Here is an 18,610-nt window from a genome sequence, read left to right on the forward strand (position 1 = left end):
CCTCCGCTTCGCTCCGGGCCACCTCCCCACGCCTGCGGCGCAGGGAGGAGACGGCTTTCCTAGGCCGCCGCCACCCGCGGCGCGGCGCCCGGTTCGTAGTTGAGGATCGGCGAAAGCCAGCGTTCGGCGGTCGCGATGTCCCAGCCCTTTCGGGCCGCGTAGTCCTCGATCTGGTCCAGATCGATCTTGCCGACACCGAAATAGTGGCTGCCCGGGTGGCCGAAATAGAGGCCTGAAACGGACGCCGGCGGCATCATGGCGAAGCTCTCGGTCAGGGCCATTCCGGCGTTGTCTTCGGCCTGCAGCAGCCTGAACAGGGTGGCCTTCTCGGTGTGGTCGGGCTGGGCCGGGTATCCGGGGGCGGGGCGGATGCCCTGATACTGTTCGGCGATCAGGTCATCGGTGGTGGTCGCCTCGTCGGGAGCATAGCCCCAGAGTTCGGTGCGCACCTTTTTGTGCAAGGCTTCGGCGAAGGCCTCGGCCAGACGGTCGGCCAAGGCCGCCGCCATGATGGCGGAATAGTCGTCGCCGGCGGTCTTGAAGCGTGTCGAGGCCTCGACCTCGCCGTGGCCGGTGGTGACCGCGAAGGCGCCGATATAGTCCGCGCCTTCTTCAGCCACGAAGTCGGACAGGGCCAGGTTCGGCTTGCCGTTCGACTTCCTGATCTGCTGGCGCAGGGTGTGGAAGCGGGCAATCTCTTCGGTACGGCTCTCGTCGGCGTAGACGGCGACATCGTCGCCGATCGCGTTGGCGGGCCAGAAGCCGACCACGCCCTTCGCGGTGAACCATTTCTCGTCGATGATCTGCTTCAGCATCACCTGCGCGTCGGCGAACAGGTCTTTGGCCGCCTGGCCGACGATCTCGTCCTCGAGGATCAGCGGATAGCGGCCGATCAGCTCCCAGCTGGCGAAGAAGGGGGTCCAGTCGATGTGGTCGGCCAGGTCCTGCAGGTCCCAGCTGTCGAACGCCTTCACCCCGATGAAGGACGGCGCGCCGGGCATGGTCTGGGCCGGATCGATCCTGAACCGGTTGTCGCGGGCCTGCGGCAGGGACGCGCGCGCCTTGACCTCCTGGCCCCGGGCGTACTGCTCGCGGATGCGGATGTATTCGTCGCGCGTGATGGCCTCGTTCTTCGCCCGCTCGGTCTTGGACAGGAGCCCTGAGACTACGCCCACGGCCCGCGACGCATCGACGACATAGGTGGTCGATCCGGCCGAATAGCCGGGCTCGATCTTCACGGCCGTATGGGTCCGGCTGGTCGTCGCCCCGCCGATCAACAGGGGGATGTCGAAGCCACGCCGCTGCATCTCGCGCGCCACGAAGACCATCTCGTCCAGCGACGGGGTGATCAGGCCCGAGAGACCGACGATGTCCACCTTGTGCTCGATCGCGGCGTCCAGGATGCGGTCGGCCGGGACCATGACGCCCAGGTCGATGACCTCGTAGTTGTTACACTGCAGGACCACGCCGACGATGTTCTTGCCAATATCGTGGACGTCGCCCTTGACCGTGGCCATCAGGATGCGGCCGGCCTGTTCGCGCGGCTTGCCGGCCTTCTCGGCCTCCATGAAGGGTTCCAGCCAGGCCACGGCCTGTTTCATCACGCGGGCGGACTTCACCACCTGCGGCAGGAACATCTTGCCCGAGCCGAACAGGTCGCCGACCACATTCATCCCGTCCATCAGCGGGCCTTCGATGACGTGCAGCGGTCGCTCGAACGACAGGCGCGCCTCTTCGGTGTCGGCGTCGATGTATTCGGTAATGCCGTTGACCAGGGCGTGTTCGATCCGCTTGCCGACGGGCTGGTCGCGCCACTTCAGATCGACGACCCGCGCCACCCCCTTGTCGCCCTTGTAGTTGGGGGCGATGTCCACGAGGCGTTCGGTGTTGGAGACGTTGGTCCGTTGGGGCCGGTTGAGGATCACGTCCTCGACGGCCTCGCGCAGCGTCGGCTCGATGTCGGTATAGACGGGCAGGTCGCCTGCGTTGACGATCCCCATGTCCATGCCCGCCGCGATGGCGTGGTACAGGAAGACACTGTGGATCGCCCGGCGCACCGGCTCATTGCCGCGGAAGCTGAACGAGACGTTCGAAACCCCGCCCGAGATCCGGGCGTAGGGCAAAGTGGCCTTGATGACCTTGACCGCTTCGATGAAGTCGACGGCGTAGTTGTCGTGCTCCTCGATCCCCGTCGCCACGGCGAAGATATTTGGGTCGAAGATGATGTCTTCGGGCGGGAAGCCGACCTCGTCCACCAGGATGCGATAGGCGCGGGTGCAGATCTCGATCTTGCGCGCGGCGGTATCGGCCTGACCCACTTCGTCGAAGGCCATGACCACCACAGCCGCGCCGTAGCGCAGGCATTTGACGGCCTGGGCGCGGAAGGCGTCCTCGCCCTCCTTCATCGAGATCGAGTTGACGATCGGCTTGCCCTGAACGCATTTCAGGCCCGCCTCGATGACCTCCCATTTCGAGGAGTCGATCATCACCGGCACGCGGGCGATGTCGGGTTCGGCCGCGATCAGGTTGAGGAAGGTGATCATGGCCTGCTTCGAATCCAGCAGGCCCTCGTCCATGTTGATGTCGATGACCTGGGCGCCGGCCTCGACCTGTTGCCGGGCGACGGTCAGGGCGGCGGTGTAGTCGCCCTCGACGATCAGCTTCTTGAATTTGGCCGAACCGGTGACGTTGGTCCGCTCGCCGACGTTGATGAAGACAGGACGCATCAGGCTACCAGTTCGAAGGGCTCGAGACCCGACAGCCGCATCGCCACCGGCCGCTCGGGAATCTCCCGCGTCGGCAGTTTCGCGACCGCCTCGGCGGTGTGTTTGATGTGGTCAGGCGTCGTCCCGCAGCAGCCGCCGACGATGTTGACCAGGCCGGAGGCGGCCCATTCCTCGATGGAGTGGGCGGTCTCGTGCGGTTCCTCGTCGTACTGGCCCATGGCGTTGGGCAGGCCGGCGTTGGGGTAGGCGGCGACCAGCGTATCGGCGACGCGGCTCAGTTCGGCGATGAAGGGCCGCATCAGATCGGCGCCGAGCGCGCAGTTGAAGCCCACGGCGAACGGCTTGGCGTGGCGCACGCTGTTCCAGAAAGCCTCGGCCGTCTGGCCCGACAGGGTGCGGCCCGAGCGGTCGGTGATGGTGCCCGAAATCCAGATCGGCAGGGGCTCCATGCCCTCGTCCTCGAGGTCCTTGATCGCCTTGATACAGGCCTTGCAGTTCAGCGTGTCGGTGATGGTCTCGATCAGATAGAGGTCGACGCCGCCCTCGTTCAGGGCGCGGATCTGGTGGCGATAGGCGTCATAGACCTGGTCGAAGGTGACCAGACGCGCGCCGGGGTCGTTCACGTCCGACGACATCGACAGCATCTTGTTCAGCGGCCCGATCGACCCCGCGGCGAAGCGCGGCTTGTGCGGCTCCTTTTCGGTCCAGCGGTCGGCCGAGGCGCGGGCCAGTTTCGCGCCCTCCAGATTGATGTCCCAGACCGCTTGTTCGTCGAGTTTGTAGTCGTCCTGGGCGATGACCGTGCCGGAGAAGGTGTTGGTCTCCGAGATGTCGGCGCCGGCGCCGAAATACTGGTCGTGAAGGTCGCTGATGACGTCCGGGCGGGTGATGCACAGGATGTCGTTGTTGCCCTTCATCTGCTCCTTTTCGTCGTACCCGTTGGCCTCGACGAACCGGTCGCCGCGGAAGTCGGCTTCTTCGAGCTCACGCCGCTGGATCATCACGCCCCACGATCCGTCGAGGACCAGGATGCGCTCCCTGGCGGCCTTGTGCAGGGCGGCGATGCGTTCGGGACGGGTGAGGGGAGAGGTCATCTCAGGCAAGGGCCTTCTGTTCGCGGACGCCCAGGACGCGGCAGATCGCATATACCAGGTCGGCGCGGTTCAGGGTGTAGAAGTGGAAGTCGGAGAAGCCCTCTTCCTGCAGCCGGGCGCAGGTCTCGGCGGCGACCGAGGCGGCCAGCAGTTTCCGGGTCTCCGGATCGTCGTCGAGGCCCTCGAAATGGGCGGCCAGCCAGTCGGGCACCGAGGCGCCGCAGGATCCGCACATCCGCACGAGGCCGGTGAAGTTCGACACGGGCATGATTCCGGGGATCAGGGGGATGCTCACCCCTGCCGCGCGGACCCGGTCGCGGAAACGCAGGAAGGCGTCGATGTCGAAGAAGAACTGGCTGACCGCGCGGGTCGCCCCGGCGTCGATCTTGGCCTTGAGCACGTCGATGTCGTGGTCGATGGACGGGCTTTCCGGATGCCGTTCCGGATAGACGCCGACCGTGACGTCGAAGCCGCCGACGCGGCCGATGGCCCGGGTCAGTTCCGTGGCGTTGGCATAGCCGTCGGCGCGGGGCTGATAGACGCCGCCGATGCCGGCCGCGCCGGGCGGGTCGCCGCGCAAGGCCACGATGTGGTTCACGCCGATGGCCTTGTAGCTTTCGATGACCTCATCGACTTCGGCGCGGCTGGCGTCGACGCAGGTCAGGTGGGCGGCCGGCTTCAGCGTCGTCTCGGTCAGCATGCGCTGGACCGTCCGGTGGGTCCGCTCGCGGGTCGAGCCGCCGGCGCCGTAGGTTACCGAGACGAACTCGGGATTCAGCGGCTCGAGGCGGCGGACGGCCTCCCACAGGGCCTCCTCGGCCTTGTCGGTCTTGGGCGGGAAGAACTCGAACGAGACGCGCACGGGATTGGCGTTCTGGCCCGCGCGCGCGACCGGCCCCAGCGGCGACAGCAGCAGGGCGCGGGCCTCGGCGAGCGGGGAAACGGTTGCGGCCATCAGGCGAGGTTCCTTAGGGAGGCGGGCCTTTCCGCTAGCGCCGGGCGCGTCGCGGTCCAGATGGTGACGGTCAGTCCCGCCGTGTCGGGGGGCAGGGCGATGGAGGCGGAGGCGTCGAGACCGGCTTCGGCCAGCCAGCGCCCGATCTCGTCGTCGGCGAAACCCAGCCGGCGATGCTGGTGCTCTTCGCGCAGGCGCTCGAGGTCGTGCGGGGCGAAATCGACGATCAGGAGCTTGCCGCCGGGCGAGACCAGACGCGCGGCCTCGGCCACCGCCGCGCCGGGATCGGCAAGGTAATGCAGCACCTGATGCACCAGCACGAGGTCCGCCGAACCCGCCGGCAGACGGGTCGCGAAGATATCGCCGTGGCGCAACTCGACCTTGTCGAGGCCCGCCTTCACGACATTGGCCCGGGCGATGTTGAGCATGTTTTGCGACAGGTCGAGGCCGATCGACATCTTCGACTTCTTGCCGAGCAGGGTCAGCATCCGGCCGGAGCCCGTGCCCAGATCGACGACCCGCTCGAACGGGCCCGGGCCGGCCGCGCGTTCGATGGCGCTCTCCACCGCCGTTTCCGAGACGTAGAGGGAGCGGATGTGGTCCCAGCTCGGCGCGACCTGTTCGAAGTAGGCGGCGGCGGCCTCGGCCCGTTCGCCGCGCACGGCGTCGAGGCGCCTGTGGTCGGCCTCTCCTTCGCCGTCGTCCAGAATGTCCAGCACGGTGTCGATCAGGCGGCGGGCAAGGACCTCGTGCGAGACGCGATAGAAGACGCGGGCGCCGTCGGGGAATCGCTCGATCAGACCGGCGTCGGCCATAAGCTTCAGGTGGCGCGACACGCGCGGCTGGCTCTGTTCCAGCACGCGGCTCAGCTCCATCACCGACAGTTCCTCGCCGGCCAGCAGCGACAGGATGCGCAGGCGGGTCGGCTCGCCGGCGGCGCGCAGGGCTTCGACAGTCTGATCGGCGGTCAGCGACATGGTATAATCATATAAGGATATCCTTATATGATGTGAAGCGGAAACCGTGTCAGCCCCTGGTGATCGCGCGCCAGTTCCGGAAATCGACGTGGGCCCCGGACGGCGGTGCGGGCTCGGGCGACGGCGCGTCGGGCAGGGGGAGGAGGCGGCGTTTGTTGACATGTTCGACGGGCGCTTCGGCGATCCTGTCCGGGAACTCGCCCCGGAAATAGAACCGCTGCCAGGCCTGTTTGATCGCTTCGGGGTCTCCGGCGGCCATGCGGGTGTTGAAGTCGGTCCGCACTTCCGACCACTTCCGGTACTGCAGCGCCAGGTCGCCATCCGGGTCCATCGAGGCCCTGACCGGCACGAATTCCTCGACCCGGTGATGCTGAACCGGCTGCAGGAAGCAGAACGGCTCGTCCTTTTCGAACCGGATCACGCCAGGCGCCGTGAAACGCCAGTTCATGGTGAACGGATAGGGCAGCCAGTCGGTCTCGGTCAGGCCTTCGAGAGCCTGGATCCCGTGCTTGAACCGGTTCGGCACGCCCGAGGCCCGCATCGCCCAACCGGGCGGCGTCCGGAACAGCCAGCCCGTATGGAAGGTCAGAACTCCCTCGGTGAAATGCGAGGCGGCGAAATGCTCGAAATGCAGGGCGTCGGCGTCGGGCCTGAACCTGATGGCGTTTGCCCCCATCCGGCCGTCCCACTCGGCCTCGAAACCGAACGGACACAGCAGCTCCCACCCTGTCGTGTTGGCCATCGTCAGCGGCAGGCAGCGATAGGGGTGTCGTCCCGCGAACTCGTCCATCCAGTCGCGCTCGGGCCGACCCGGGACCATGCGCGGCGGGTCGTCCCGCATCGGATAGCATTCCAGAGTCAGGGGCGCGGTATCGGTCTGGGCGGCGATGTCGGTCAACGGCATGTCCCGTGTGGAGCGACCGCACCCTGCCGCGACCATGACGGCCTTCGCAAGGCCGGCGCTCAGCCCGCTCGCACGACCGGCGTCACCAGAGGTTCTCCCGCCACGGCGGCGGCGAGGTTGCGCATCAGCAGCATCAGCATGCCCTGCACCGCTTCGGACGTCGCGCCGCCGGTGTGCGGCGTCAGGACGACGTTGGGCACGCCGGCCCAGCGCTCCGCCGGTGTCGGCTCCGTCTCGAACACGTCCAGCGCCGCCTGGCCCAGCCGCCCGGCCTTCAGCGCCGGGATCAGGGCGTCCTCGTCCACGAGGGACCCACGCGCCACATTGACCAGCAGGCCGTTGGGGCCCAGCGCCTCGATCACTTCGGCGGAGATCAACCCGCGATTACTCTCGTCCGCCCGGCAGGCGACGACGAGCACGTCCGAGTCCCGCGCCAGCTCGATCAGAGACGCTGCGCGGGGCCAGGGCGATTCCTTCGCCCGCGGCCCCCACCAGGCGACCGGACAGCCCATGACCTCGACCCGCTTCGCCACCGCCTCGCCGATCAGGCCCAAGCCGACGATGCCGACGCGTCGCCCCTTCATTGAAGGCGTCATCAGCCGCTCGTTTATCGACCACTGACCGGCCTTCAGCGTCCGGTCGCCGTCCACGATCCGTCGGCCGGCAGCCAGGATCAGACCCAGCGCATGGTCGGCCACGTCCTCGTGGTTCACCGCCGGCGCATGGGTCACCGGCAGGCCGCGCGCCGCGCACCAGTCCAGATCGATGCCGTCATAGCCCGAGGTGAAACAGGCGATCAGCTTCAGGTTCGGCAGCCGCTCGATCACCGCCGTGTCCAGCGGATCCTCGCCCGCCACCACGACTGCCTGGATCAGCGCCTGCGCCTCCACCGGCGGATGCTCCCACAGGCGATGGACATTGTAGGCGCTCTCCAGAATCGCGGTGAGCGGCCCAAGCAGGGACGGCATGATCAGGACGTGCGGGCGATGGGGCATGGCTGATCCTAGCGCAGGACAGGCGGGGCGTGGACAGACAACCTTCCGTCGATCATAGACGCGCCGTGCAAACCGCCTCCGGTCCCGTCCGTCGCCTCGACCTGGACTGGATCCGGCTGTCGGCGTTCGGCCTGCTGATCCTGTACCACGTGGGCCTCGTCTATGCGCCGTACGACTGGCACATGCACAGCACCCACACCTTCGAATGGATGCGCGAAGGCGTCCTGATCACCAACCCGTGGCGGCTGACGCTGCTGTTCCTGGTGTCGGGCGCGGCGCTGCGATTCATGACCGCGCGCCGGAGCGCTGGACAGGTGGCCAGGGCGCGGGCGAAGCGGTTGATTCCGCCGCTGATCTTCGGGACGCTTGTGCTGGTGCCGATCCAGTCGTGGATCGAGGCGATGGACAAGGGCGGCTGGTCCGGTGGATTTTCCGGCTGGTGGTGGCACGAGTTCAGCCTGTCGGGCCTCTCGAACGGCGTGCCGGTCAACCACTTGTGGTTCATCATCTATATCGCGGTCTACAGCGCGGTGGCCGTCCTGCTGATGCTTCGGCCGACGGAGCTTGCGCGGGCCGAGGCGGGCCTCGTGCGGGTGTTGTCGGGCTGGCGGGTGATCGCGGTCCCGATCGTCTATCTGATCGTCATCCGCCTGATCCTGTTCCCGATGTTCGGCCTGACCAACCGGCTGACCCACGACTGGTACAACCACGCCCTGTCGCTGGGGGCCTTTCTGTTCGGCTTTCTGGTCGTCCGTCAGGAGAGTGTGTGGCGCGATCTGGAGCGCTACCGCTGGGTCGGCGTCGTGCTGGCCTGCATCGCCCTGCCGATCATGATGCTGCAGACGGCGCACCCCGGCGGCGGCGCCTTCTGGGGAATACCTCGCGGTGTCGTGTTCGCGATCGACCAGTGGGCCGTGATCACAGCCATCCTCGGATTCGGCAGCCTGTATCTTCGCCGCGCCGACAGCCGCGTACTGCACTACCTCAGCGATGCGGTCTTCACCTGCTACCTCGCGCACCAGACCATCCTGGTTGTAGCGGTCTGGCTGATCCAGGCCCGGGGCTGGCCCGCATGGATCGAGGCTCCGGTCCTGACCGTCATCACCATCGGCGGCAGTCTGCTGATCTACGAGATCGTGCGGCGCATCCCGCTGATCCGGCCGATCTGGGGCCTGAAGCCACTGACGGCCAGGCCCTCGGCCGCGCCGGGCTTGCCCACCGCAGAACGCGGCGATCCGGCATGAACTCCGAACGACCCGAACTGCGACAGGCGGCGCGCGCCCTGCTGCTCGTCGGTGTGGCGGCCCCGATCTTCGCCTTTGTCGCCGTGCTGATCGCGACCCTGTCCTATGCCGGGTTCGATCATGCGCGCCAGTATCTGAGCGAGCTGGGCGGCGAGACGGCGTCCCAGCCGTGGATCTTCAACTTCGGCGTGATGATCGCCGGCGTTCTGACCGGTGTGGCGGGGATCGGTTTCGGCCTGGCGGTCGTCATCCTGACCCGTTCGCCGGTGTCGGCGGTTCTGGTCGGTCTGCTGTTCGTGCTGGCGGGAATCGGGCTGGTGATGTCGAGCCTCTATCCCTGGCCCGATCCCCGGCACATGGCGATCAATCTCGGGCTGGGCATCCAGCTGGCGCCGGTGTTCCTGCTGGTCGCCCTGCGTCATAGCCTCGAACTGACCCGGCTGAAGCGCTTCCTGCTCGGCGTGTTCGTCATCATGGCGGTGCTGACCGTGCTGACCAAACACCTCGTGTTTCCGGGAACGGTCAACGATTTCAACGTGGGCTACTGGGAGCGCGCGTTCGCGATCGTTCTGGTCGGCTGGGTCGGCGTGGCGGCCTATCTGATGAGGCGCGCTCTGAGGCGCTGAGGCTGCGTGCGCCGCCACAACGCATTTGCAACAAAAAGTGCCGTTATCACCATTCCGTGATTGAAAATCGCGGAAGAGTGAACGAGAGTGCGTGGATGGTGCGGCGCAACAAGAGTGCCCGGATTCTGAGCGCGCTCACCAAGGGGAATTTTGCATGAGCGGCAACGCTTCGACCGCGCGGGTCTACGACCTCGCCGGTCAGGTTCAGATCGTCCCGGCCTATACGGGCGGCAGCCCCTGGCTGCCGGAGCAATCTCCGCTGGCCATGCCGCGCCAGACCTTCAACGACGCCTCTCGCCAGGTCACGGATCGTGTTGCAACGCGTCCGGACGGCCTGCTGACCCGTCGTTTCGTCGTGTTCGGCTCGACCCTGGTCGTCGCCCTCCTGGCCATGATCGCGCCGATGATCCTTTGCGCGCGCGAAGACTTCCAGCCCCTCGAGATCGTCGCCCTGACCCTGTTCGCCGTCCTGATCACGGCCATCGCCTGCTGGTTCTGCTCGACCTTTGCCGGCCTCGTCGTGCTGCTGACGGGTCGCGAGCAGGACGACATGGACTTCGCACCGTATCCGCCGCTGCCGACCCGTCGCACGGCCCTGCTGATGCCGCTCTACAACGAAGATGCCCGTGAGGCCCTGGCCCGTCTGGCCGCGCTCGACGCCTCGCTCGCGCGCCTCGGCGCGTCCGAAGCCTTCGACCTTTTCGTGCTCAGCGATTCGACGAAGGACGAGGCCGCCGCTGCTGAACTGTCCGCCTGCGTCGCGCTGCGGGCCCAAGCCGGCAGCAAGCTCTACTATCGTCGCCGCACCGAGAACATCGAGCGCAAGGCCGGCAATATCGCCGACTGGACCCGCACCTTCGGCGGCGCCTACGACTTCATGATAGTGCTCGACGCCGACTCGACCATGGCCGGCGAGACCGTCCTGCGTCTGGTCGACGCCATGGAGCGCAATCCGGGCGTGGGCCTGCTCCAGACCGCCCCCACCATCATCAAGTCCCAGACCCTGTTCGCGCGCCTGCAGCAGTTCGGCGTGCGCCTGTATGGCCGCGTCGCCGCCGCCGGCCTGGCCTGGTGGGCCGGTTCGGAAGCCAGCTACTGGGGCCACAACGCCATCCTGCGCACCCGCGCCTTCGCCGACTGCGCCGGTCTGCCAGAGCTTGAGGGCCGCAAGCCCTTCGGCGGGCATATCATGAGCCACGACGTCGTCGAGGCCGCCCTGATGCGCCGCGCAGGCTGGGCCGTGCACGTCACCGCCGCCCTGGACGGGTCGTGCGAAGAGACGCCCCCGACCCTGACCGACTTCATCCGCCGCGATCACCGCTGGTGCCAGGGCAACCTGCAACATCTGGCCCTGATCGGCGCCAAGGGTCTGAACCCGATCAGCCGCCTGCAACTGGCCATGGGCTGCATGGCCTATCTGTCCTCGCCCCTGTGGCTGGCCTCGCTGATCGTCGGCATGGTGATGCAACTGCAAAGCCCGGTCGACTGGACCTCCTTCTTCTACATCCTGAACCCCAAGCTCTCGCCCTTCATGCTGGCCTCGCTGCTGGGCGGCGTCATGCTGATGGGCCCCAAGCTGATGGGCTTCGCCCTGGTCCTGAGCCGCCCCGGCGAGCGCAAGGCCTTCGGCGGCGCGCGCCAGATCATCAAGGGCATGACGCTCGAGATCGCCTTGTCGGCCGCCCTGGCCCCCATCCTGATGGTCGCCAACACCAAGGCCGTCATCCAGATCGTCAGCGGTCACGACGCCGGCTGGGCCACACAACAGCGCAGCGCCGATGGCCTGAGCTGGAAGGACGCCTTCGCCGCCATGCGCTGGCAGATGATCACGGGTGTGATGTTCGCCCTGGGCCTGTTCGTTCGCCCCGATCTGGCGACCTGGTTCGCCCCGATCGTCCTGCCGCTGCTGTTCGCCGCCCCGATCGCCGTCTTCACCTCGCGCCGCCGCACCGGCGAAGCCTTCGCCCGCAAGGGCTGGCTGGTGACGCCGGGCGAGGATGGCGTCGCGGTTTCGCCGGCGGTTCTGTACCCGGCCGGTCGCCCGGTGTTCGAGGGCCAGGCCCCGGTCTGGGCGCGCCGCTGATCGAGGTCGTAGCAAGCTGACGAAAAGGGGATCAGGCCGACGGCCCGGTCCCCTTTTTTGATCAGAGCCGGGCTGAACCGCCTCGCGGTAAGGTTTCGACAATTGACTTCGCGGCTGTGTGGCCGAGGATCGCGGTATGAAAATTCGATCCGCTGTCATTCTCGCCGCTGCCGCCGTTCTTGGCCTTTCCGCCTGTAATGCGGGGTCAGGGGAAGCAGCCGCGCCTGCCGCTCCGACCGGTCAGGTGGAGGGCGTTCGGGACGGCCGCACGACTTTGTCTGTCGGCCAGACCCTGCATATCTCCCTGCCGAGCAACGGCACCACCGGCTATCAATGGCGGATCGAAGGGCAGTCGATCGAGGTTCTGTCCCCATCCGCGCCGTTCGGGCAGGAGATCACCGATGCGCACGCGCCCGGCATGGTCGGGGTCGGCGGACACACGGTCTGGACCTTCCGGGCCGCAGGTCCGGGAACGGTGACCCTGAACTTCGCCTACGCCCGGTCCTGGGAGCAGACTGCGCCGGCCGAGACCGCGACCTACACGATCGTGGTGCGCTGAAACCGGCCCCGAAGGGCCGACCTCGCTCTAGCGTCCGAACTTCTGGAACTTGATCCGGTGCGGGATCAGCGCGTCCGTGCCCAGACGACGCTTCTTGTCCTCTTCATAGGCTTCGAAGTTGCCTTCGAACCACTCGACGTGACTGTCCCCCTCGAAGGCGAGGATGTGGGTCGCCAGGCGGTCCAGGAACCAGCGGTCGTGGGAGATGACCACGGCGCAGCCCGCGAACTCCTCCAACGCCTCTTCCAGGTTCTGCAGGGTCTCGATGTCCAGGTCGTTGGTCGGTTCGTCGAGCAGGATCAGATTGCCGCCGGTTGCCAGGGTCTTGGCGAGGTGGACGCGGTTGCGCTCACCGCCCGACAGCTGTCCGACCTTTTTCTGCTGATCGCCGCCCTTGAAGTTGAAGCTGCCGACATAGGCGCGAGTGTTGATCTCGCGCTTGCCGACCATCATGACGTCGGTGCCGCCGCTGATCTCTTCCCAGATGGTCTTGTTGGGGTCGAGCGCGTCGCGCGACTGGTCGACGTAGGCGAGCTTGACCGTCTCGCCGACCTTGATCGTGCCGCCGTCGGGCGTTTCTTGGCCGGTGATCAGCTTGAACATCGTCGACTTGCCGGCGCCGTTCGGGCCGATGACGCCGACAATGCCGTTAGGGGGCAGCTTGAAGGTCAGGTTGTCGAACAGCAGCTTGTCGCCATACGACTTCTGCAGGCCCTCGACCTCCAGCACGACATTGCCGAGGCGCGGCCCGGGCGGAATCTGGATGTGGGCGTGGGTCTGGGCGCCGCGCAGGTTCTCCTGCTCGGTGACCATCCGCTCATAGGCGGCCAGACGAGCCTTGGACTTGGCCTGACGGGCCTTGGCGCCCGATCGCACCCATTCCAGTTCGCGGGTCAGGGCGCGCTGGCGAGCCTCGGATTCCGAGTTCTCCTGCACGACGCGCTTCTGCTTCTGCTCCAGCCAGCTGGAGTAGTTTCCCTCGTAAGGGATGCCCTTGCCGCGATCGAGTTCCAGCGTCCACTTGGTCACGAGATCCAGGAAGTAGCGGTCGTGGGTCACCAAGATCACGCAGCCCGGGAAGGCCTCCAGGTGGTGCTGCAGCCAGGCGACGCTCTCGGCGTCCAGGTGGTTGGTCGGTTCGTCCAGCAGCAGCATGTCGGGCTTGGACAGCAGCAGCCGCGCCAGAGCCACGCGGCGCTTCTCACCGCCGGACAGATTGGCCGTGCCCCAGTCGTCGGGCGGGCAGCGCAGGGCGTCCATGGCCATCTCGATACGGCTGTCGATGTCCCAGACGTCGCCGGCGTCGATCTTTTCCTGCAGAGCCGTCATCTCGGCCATCAGCTCGTCGGTGTATTCCTCGGCCATTTCCATGGCGATGGCGTTGAAGCGGTTGACCCACTGCTTCTCCTCGCACCAGGCCTCGACGTTCTCGCGGACGTTCAGGCTGTCGTCGAGGTGGGGCTCCTGTTCAAGATAGCCGCGCTTGATCCCGTCGGCGGCCTTGGCCTCGCCGGTGAACTCCGGGTCGATACCCGCCATGATCTTCAGCAGGGTGGACTTGCCCGAGCCGTTGACGCCAACGACGCCGATCTTGGCGTCGTTGTAGAAGCTCAGCCAGATGTTCTCGAAGATCTTCTTGCCGCCGGGAAAGGCCTTCGTCAGGCCCTGCATCTGGAAAATATATTGCTGCGCCATGAGGTGCGGTGCGCCCTGTCGTTCAATCGAATGGGGGAGGTAGGCGCGGGATGTAGCGACCCGTCGCCGGAAGGGCAAACACTAGGGGCCCGGCGAGGCGGATTGAAGGCGACGACCGGTCAGTGCTTCGCGGGCAGAATTTCCAGCAGAGCCCGGGTGAAGCCCACAGGGGCGACCGTCAGGTGATCTTCGTCTGGCAGGACGGTCGATCGGACGATCAGGCCTGGATAGCCGTGGGACTTCAGCGCCTGCTCCATCGCCTGCACATCGGCGACCATGTCGGGACCGCTGGTGTTGCGAGGTCCCGGACCCGGCACCTCGTGGGCGCCGATGTACATGAAGACGTCGGCCGGAAGGTCGTCGTGGCCCCGAGCATAGGCGGCCTCCATCGTCATGATGTGGCGCCGGTCGAACCAGAAGGACGGACTGCCCAGAACATAGCTGTGGAACAGGGTCGGGTCGGTGAACAGGATCTGGGCGCCCAGCAGTCCGCCGTAGGAATGGCCCAGCAGAATCCGACGGGAGGGATCGGCGCGGAAGCGGTCCTCGACGAAGGGCAGGACCTGCGTCTTGAGATAGGCCTGGTAGGCGGGACCCTGGCCGTGGACCGTGGAGCTGGCTCGCCGGGGGCCGTTCGCGGTCGGCGTATAGTCGCGGTTGCGGCTGACCGTGCCGCTGTCGCCCGCCGCATAGGACAGGCCGACGAGGATGAACTCCTCGATGACCGGACCGTCGAGGTTCACCCGCCGCGCGATCTGGCGAATGACGGGAAAGGCATAGTCGGCGTCGGTTACGTAGAGCACCGGGTATCGCCTGCCGGGCTCCTGATCGTAGGACGGCGGAAGATGGACGAAGACCTGATACTGGCGACCCGACACCGGGTCCGGCACGTCCCAGACCTGGGTGCCGAGCATTTCGTACGGTGCGCCTTCGCCGCGCTGGCCGGTCTGGACGGCCTGGGCCTGGGCCGGAGGAGAGGACCGGGCGTCCGCCTGCTCGGAACAGGCGGACAGGGCGATCATCCAGACCGCCATCGCCGAAACCGGTGTCTTCATCATCGTCCCCCGGAAAGCTCTACTGTGGAACACCCTAGGGCGGAATGTGGCGGTGCGGGGGCCGGACCTGCACGCCGAAGCCCTGATCATTGCGAGCTGTCGGCAGAGCCGTGACGGGCGTCAGGCCGCGACCGCCTCCGTCGCGTCGACGGAGGCCAACACATCCTGCATGGCTCTGACGAGATCCGGGATTTGCAGGGGTTTGGCAACGCAGGCGTCCATGCCCGCCGCGTGGTAGTCGGCGATCTGGGACGACATGACGTTGGCCGTCAGGGCGATGATCGGCGTGTAGGCGCGCCCGGTGGCGGTCTCCTCCTCCCGGATGCGACGGCTGGCGGTCGGGCCGTCCATGCGGGGCATCTGAACATCCATCAGGATCAGATCCCACGAACCGCCCCGCCATGCCTCCAGAGCCTCCTGGCCGTCATCGACGACGACCAGATCGACCCCCAGCTGATGCAGCAGCGTCTTGAGCACCAGCTGGTTGACGCTGTTGTCCTCCGCAGCGAGCACGCGCAGCCCCCGGGCGCTGGTCGGCGTCTCGGCTTCCTGATCCCACCCATCGATCGTTCCCGCGCCTTCGACCCGAAGCAGGGGCAGACGGACCTCGAAACAACTGCCCTCGCCGAGCGCGCTGCGGGCGACCACGGCGCCGTTCATCAGCTCCGCCAGGTCCCGGGTTATGGTGAGACCCAGTCCGGTGCCGCCATAGCGTCGCGTGGTGGACGCATCGGCCTGGCAGAAGGGCTTGAACAGCTTGTCCAGCTGGGCCGGGGTGATGCCGATGCCCGTGTCGGAAACCGCGAGCACGAGGCGATCCTCCGCCCAGCCCGCGTGCACGCAAACCTCCCCCTCGGTGGTAAACTTCAGGGCGTTGGCGATCAGATTGTAGAGGATCTGGCGAACTCTAGTCGGATCGCCGCTGTAGAATCCCCGGGCCTCGTCGTCGACGGTCAGGCTGAACGACAGCCCCTTCTTGTTGGCGATGGCGGTGAAGGCCGAATGACTGCCCTGAACGAGGCGTTCCAGGTCGAAATCGACGATCTCAAGCTCCAGCTTGCCCGCCTCGATCTTGGACAGGTCCAGAATATCGTTGAGGATGGCCAGCAGGTTCTCGCCCGACTGACGAATGACCTCCAGCCGCTCGCCCTGCGTCCTCGACAAGGACCCCATGGCCATGGCCTGGACCATGCCGAGCACGCCGTTCAGCGGCGTGCGGATCTCGTGGCTCATGGTGGCCAGGAAGGCGGATTTCGCGTCGTTGGCGGCATCGGCCTGGGCCTTCGCCTCGCGCAGGTCGACGGCGATGCGTTCGAGGTCTTGTGCCCGTTCCTCGCTGGTCGTGATGTCGATCGCAGTGATCACCCAGCCGCCGTCGGGCAGGGGTTGACCTTCGTCGCGGATCAACCGGCCGCCGGATGCCGCGCGGCAGGCGGAAAAGGGTTCGCGCCGCTGGATTCGGGCGAAGACCTCCTGGGCCGTCTCGGGGGCCCAGTCGCCGCCATCGACCATGGCCTTCAAGGCGACAGGGCCGGGCTGACCGGGCCGCTTGATGTCGTCGGATCCGGAGGTGCCGCGCCAGAAACGACTGTTGCAGGCGACGATCCTCTTGTCGGCGTCGATCACCAGTACACCGGTGGTCATGGCCTCGAAGACAGACTGGCCGACATACCCGTTCAGATCGTAGCCGCGCGTAGACGTTTGCCGTCCCACAGAATTCCCCCTATCGAGAATTATATTTTCGCGTATCAACGCTCATCCTGATTAACGACCTCCTTACAAGGCGGTCCCGGATGATCAGGCGTAGTTGAAACTGATCGAGATCCGGTCGGCTTTCGCCGCGTTCATCGGTACCTCGTGGCGCAGCCAGCTTTCCCACATCAGAACCGTGCCGGCCTGCGGGGCCAGATAGACGAACGGCTGTTCGGCTTCCGACGCGTCCGGATCGACCGAGGGGCGCGCCATCATCATTGGCAGGCGCGGGTCCTCCAGCTTCAGGGCCGAGGCGCCGTCGGGGACGTCGATGTAGACAGTACCCGACAGGAAGGCATGGGGGTGGATATGGCCCGAATGGGCGCCGCCGGGCTTGAGGATATTGACCCACATCGTGTCCAGCCGGGGCTTCCTCGCCAGATCGAAGTTGAGGGCGCGGGCATAGGCCAGGGCGTGGCGGTCGAGATGCTTCTTGAGCTCCGAGAATTCCGGCAGCCGTTGCGGCAGGTCGTTCAACGAGCCGTACGACGTGTAGCCGCGATAGCCGTGCGACTTGCACCAGGCGCGACCCGCCCCGTCCTCGACCGCCAGCATACGGCAGGCGTCGGCCAGTTCGGCGTTGAAACCGTCGAAGCCGGGCACGGCGGCGAGCGAGGCCTCGTAGACCTGGGTGACGAAGAGGGGGCGAAGGGACATGGGCAGGCCTCTAGCGCGCGGCGCTCGCTTCGTCGCGCGAGATCTGGCCGTCCCTGATCACCAGCCGCACGGCGCGGACGGCCGAAATGTCCGTCGTCGGATCGCCTTCGACGGCGACGAGGTCGGCCAGCAGTCCCGCCCGTACCGCGCCCCGGTCGCCAAGTCCGAAGATCGCGGCGTTGCCTGAGGTGGCGGTGATCAGGACGTCGGCGGCGGGCATGCCTTGGGCCGCCATCAGCTCCATCTCCAGCGCATTGTTGCCGTGGGCGTAAACGCCGACGTCGCCGCCCATGCAGATCTCGACCCCGGCCGCGCGGGCGGCGGCGAAGGCGGCGCGCTTGGTCAGGACATTCTGCGGCGCGGGTTCGGACCCGTCCCAGCCGCGGTAGCGGGTGATCTGGTCTGTGGCGGCGAGGGTGGGGCACAGCGCGGTTCCATGCTCCGCCATCAATCGGAAGATTTCAGGCGTGCCCGCGTCGCCATGCTCCAGGGTGTCGGCGCCGGCCAGAATGGCGCGTCGCATGCCCTCGACGGTGCCCGCGTGGACGGCGACCTGACGCCCGGCCGAATGCGCCGCCCCGACGGCTTCCGTCAGTTCGACCTGCGAGAAGGTCGGGCGGCTCGGCTCGCCCGGGCCCCAGCGGTAGTCGGCATAGAGTTTCACCAGATCGGCGCCCGCCCCGATCTGGCTGCGCACCACACGCACTAGATCATCGCCGTCGGCCTCCTCGGCGCCCAGGGGAACCTCGACGCCGGGCTCGAACCCCTTGGGGCCGTAGGCGCCGGTGGCGACGATGGCGCGCGAGGCTATCAGCATGCGCGGACCCGGGACGATGCCCTCGTTGATCGCGCGGCGCAGCCCGGCGTCGGCGTATCCGGCCCCCTCGGTGCCGAGGTCGCGCACGGTTGTGAAACCTGCCATCAGGGTGGCGCGGGCATGGTTGACGGCGCGGGCGGTGCGCAGGGCCAAGGGCTCGTGCAGCACCTGATCGTCCCACGAAGTCTCGTTGTAGGGGTGCAGGAACAGGTGCGAATGCCCCTCGATCATCCCGGGCATCAGGGTCTGACCCGGCAGGTCGATGACGCGGGCGTCGGCGGGCGCCTGCACGTCCGGTCCGGCCGCCTCGATCCGGTTTCCGCGCACCAGCACCGACCAGCCCGCATGGGGCCGCGGATCGACGCCGTCGAAGACCCGGTCGGGGCGGAGCAGCAGCGCCTCCTGCGCCTGAACGGGCTGGGCGAACAGCAGGGCGGCGAGGATCAGGATCGGGCGCATGCGGCACTGAAG

Annotated in this window: 15 protein-coding genes; 4 read left to right on the forward strand and 11 right to left on the reverse strand. The window is 67.0% G+C overall.

Going from position 1 to position 18,610, the window contains the following annotated elements:
• Positions 1–59: 59 nt before the first annotated feature.
• The 6 genes from metH to ACQY68_RS06625 all read right to left on the reverse strand — a co-directional run bounded on the left by metH (position 60) and on the right by ACQY68_RS06625 (position 7,651).
• Positions 60–2,726, reverse strand: coding sequence for a methionine synthase (metH, locus tag ACQY68_RS06600; protein ID WP_428152253.1), 2,667 nt, complete (start codon positions 2,724–2,726; stop codon positions 60–62).
• The gene (locus ACQY68_RS06605) at positions 2,726–3,820 is read right to left on the reverse strand and encodes a homocysteine S-methyltransferase family protein (RefSeq protein ID WP_428152254.1); all 1,095 of its coding nucleotides are present in this window, start codon (positions 3,818–3,820) and stop codon (positions 2,726–2,728) included. The genes metH and ACQY68_RS06605 overlap by 1 nt, the downstream gene beginning before the upstream one ends.
• A gap of 1 nt (position 3,821) precedes the next feature.
• Entirely contained in the window at positions 3,822–4,775 is a 954-nt protein-coding gene (gene metF / locus ACQY68_RS06610) for a methylenetetrahydrofolate reductase [NAD(P)H] (protein ID WP_428152255.1), read from the reverse strand.
• Positions 4,775–5,752, reverse strand: a complete 978-nt coding sequence (locus ACQY68_RS06615; RefSeq protein WP_428152256.1) for an ArsR/SmtB family transcription factor — start codon at positions 5,750–5,752, stop codon at positions 4,775–4,777. The genes metF and ACQY68_RS06615 overlap by 1 nt, the downstream gene beginning before the upstream one ends.
• 49 nt (positions 5,753–5,801) lie before the next feature.
• Positions 5,802–6,614, reverse strand: coding sequence for a DUF6065 family protein (locus tag ACQY68_RS06620; RefSeq protein WP_428152600.1), 813 nt, complete (start codon positions 6,612–6,614; stop codon positions 5,802–5,804).
• Between the two features lie 101 nt (positions 6,615–6,715).
• Positions 6,716–7,651 (reverse strand): 2-hydroxyacid dehydrogenase, encoded by a 936-nt coding sequence (locus ACQY68_RS06625; RefSeq protein ID WP_428152257.1) that lies wholly within the window; start codon positions 7,649–7,651, stop codon positions 6,716–6,718.
• A gap of 65 nt (positions 7,652–7,716) precedes the next feature.
• Between ACQY68_RS06625 and ACQY68_RS06630 the strand changes: the two genes are divergently transcribed.
• From ACQY68_RS06630 to ACQY68_RS06645, 4 genes are all read left to right on the forward strand, one after another.
• Entirely contained in the window at positions 7,717–8,895 is a 1,179-nt protein-coding gene (locus tag ACQY68_RS06630; RefSeq protein ID WP_428152258.1) for an acyltransferase family protein, read from the forward strand.
• A complete protein-coding gene (locus ACQY68_RS06635; protein WP_428152259.1) occupies positions 8,892–9,521 on the forward strand; it encodes a DUF998 domain-containing protein in 630 nt (209 codons plus the stop codon). Before ACQY68_RS06630 ends, ACQY68_RS06635 begins: the two co-directional genes overlap by 4 nt.
• A gap of 154 nt (positions 9,522–9,675) precedes the next feature.
• Positions 9,676–11,604 carry a glucans biosynthesis glucosyltransferase MdoH gene (mdoH, locus tag ACQY68_RS06640; protein ID WP_428152260.1) on the forward strand — a complete coding sequence of 643 codons (1,929 nt, stop codon included), beginning with the start codon at positions 9,676–9,678 and terminating at the stop codon, positions 11,602–11,604.
• A 136-nt stretch (positions 11,605–11,740) separates the two neighbouring features.
• Positions 11,741–12,163 carry a protease inhibitor I42 family protein gene (locus ACQY68_RS06645; RefSeq protein WP_428152261.1) on the forward strand — a complete coding sequence of 141 codons (423 nt, stop codon included), beginning with the start codon at positions 11,741–11,743 and terminating at the stop codon, positions 12,161–12,163.
• Positions 12,164–12,190: 27 nt separating this feature from the next.
• On the opposite strand, the gene ettA is transcribed toward ACQY68_RS06645, so the two are convergent.
• The 5 genes from ettA to ACQY68_RS06670 all read right to left on the reverse strand — a co-directional run bounded on the left by ettA (position 12,191) and on the right by ACQY68_RS06670 (position 18,598).
• Positions 12,191–13,858: an energy-dependent translational throttle protein EttA gene (gene ettA, locus ACQY68_RS06650; protein ID WP_309628151.1), complete on the reverse strand. Its 1,668-nt coding sequence runs from the start codon at positions 13,856–13,858 to the stop codon at positions 12,191–12,193.
• Positions 13,859–13,977: 119 nt separating this feature from the next.
• A complete protein-coding gene (locus ACQY68_RS06655) occupies positions 13,978–14,913 on the reverse strand; it encodes an alpha/beta hydrolase (RefSeq protein ID WP_428152262.1) in 936 nt (311 codons plus the stop codon).
• A gap of 120 nt (positions 14,914–15,033) precedes the next feature.
• Complete coding sequence (locus tag ACQY68_RS06660) at positions 15,034–16,626, reverse strand: ATP-binding protein (protein ID WP_428152263.1); 1,593 nt, start codon at positions 16,624–16,626, stop codon at positions 15,034–15,036.
• Between the two features lie 84 nt (positions 16,627–16,710).
• Positions 16,711–17,322: a TIGR02466 family protein gene (locus tag ACQY68_RS06665; RefSeq protein ID WP_428152264.1), complete on the reverse strand. Its 612-nt coding sequence runs from the start codon at positions 17,320–17,322 to the stop codon at positions 16,711–16,713.
• Between the two features lie 10 nt (positions 17,323–17,332).
• Positions 17,333–18,598 (reverse strand): amidohydrolase family protein, encoded by a 1,266-nt coding sequence (locus ACQY68_RS06670; RefSeq protein ID WP_428152265.1) that lies wholly within the window; start codon positions 18,596–18,598, stop codon positions 17,333–17,335.
• Positions 18,599–18,610 lie beyond the last annotated feature (12 nt).

Origin of the sequence: Brevundimonas sp., from assembly GCF_965278935.1 — a bacterium.
Classification (GTDB): domain Bacteria; phylum Pseudomonadota; class Alphaproteobacteria; order Caulobacterales; family Caulobacteraceae; genus Brevundimonas.

Bases quoted from the DNA above. Each gene is read 5' to 3' on its own strand.
- metH (WP_428152253.1), bottom strand. From the start codon at position 2,726: ATGCGTCCTGTCTTCATCAACGTCGGCGAGCGGACCAACGTCACCGGT.
- ACQY68_RS06605 (WP_428152254.1), bottom strand. From the start codon at position 3,820: ATGACCTCTCCCCTCACCCGTCCCGAACGCATCGCCGCCCTGCACAAG.
- metF (WP_428152255.1), bottom strand. From the start codon at position 4,775: ATGGCCGCAACCGTTTCCCCGCTCGCCGAGGCCCGCGCCCTGCTGCTG.
- ACQY68_RS06615 (WP_428152256.1), bottom strand. From the start codon at position 5,752: ATGTCGCTGACCGCCGATCAGACTGTCGAAGCCCTGCGCGCCGCCGGC.
- ACQY68_RS06625 (WP_428152257.1), bottom strand. From the start codon at position 7,651: ATGCCCCATCGCCCGCACGTCCTGATCATGCCGTCCCTGCTTGGGCCG.
- ACQY68_RS06635 (WP_428152259.1), top strand. From the start codon at position 8,892: ATGAACTCCGAACGACCCGAACTGCGACAGGCGGCGCGCGCCCTGCTG.
- mdoH (WP_428152260.1), top strand. From the start codon at position 9,676: ATGAGCGGCAACGCTTCGACCGCGCGGGTCTACGACCTCGCCGGTCAG.
- ACQY68_RS06645 (WP_428152261.1), top strand. From the start codon at position 11,741: ATGAAAATTCGATCCGCTGTCATTCTCGCCGCTGCCGCCGTTCTTGGC.
- ettA (WP_309628151.1), bottom strand. From the start codon at position 13,858: ATGGCGCAGCAATATATTTTCCAGATGCAGGGCCTGACGAAGGCCTTT.
- ACQY68_RS06655 (WP_428152262.1), bottom strand. From the start codon at position 14,913: ATGAAGACACCGGTTTCGGCGATGGCGGTCTGGATGATCGCCCTGTCC.
- ACQY68_RS06665 (WP_428152264.1), bottom strand. From the start codon at position 17,322: ATGTCCCTTCGCCCCCTCTTCGTCACCCAGGTCTACGAGGCCTCGCTC.
- ACQY68_RS06670 (WP_428152265.1), bottom strand. From the start codon at position 18,598: ATGCGCCCGATCCTGATCCTCGCCGCCCTGCTGTTCGCCCAGCCCGTT.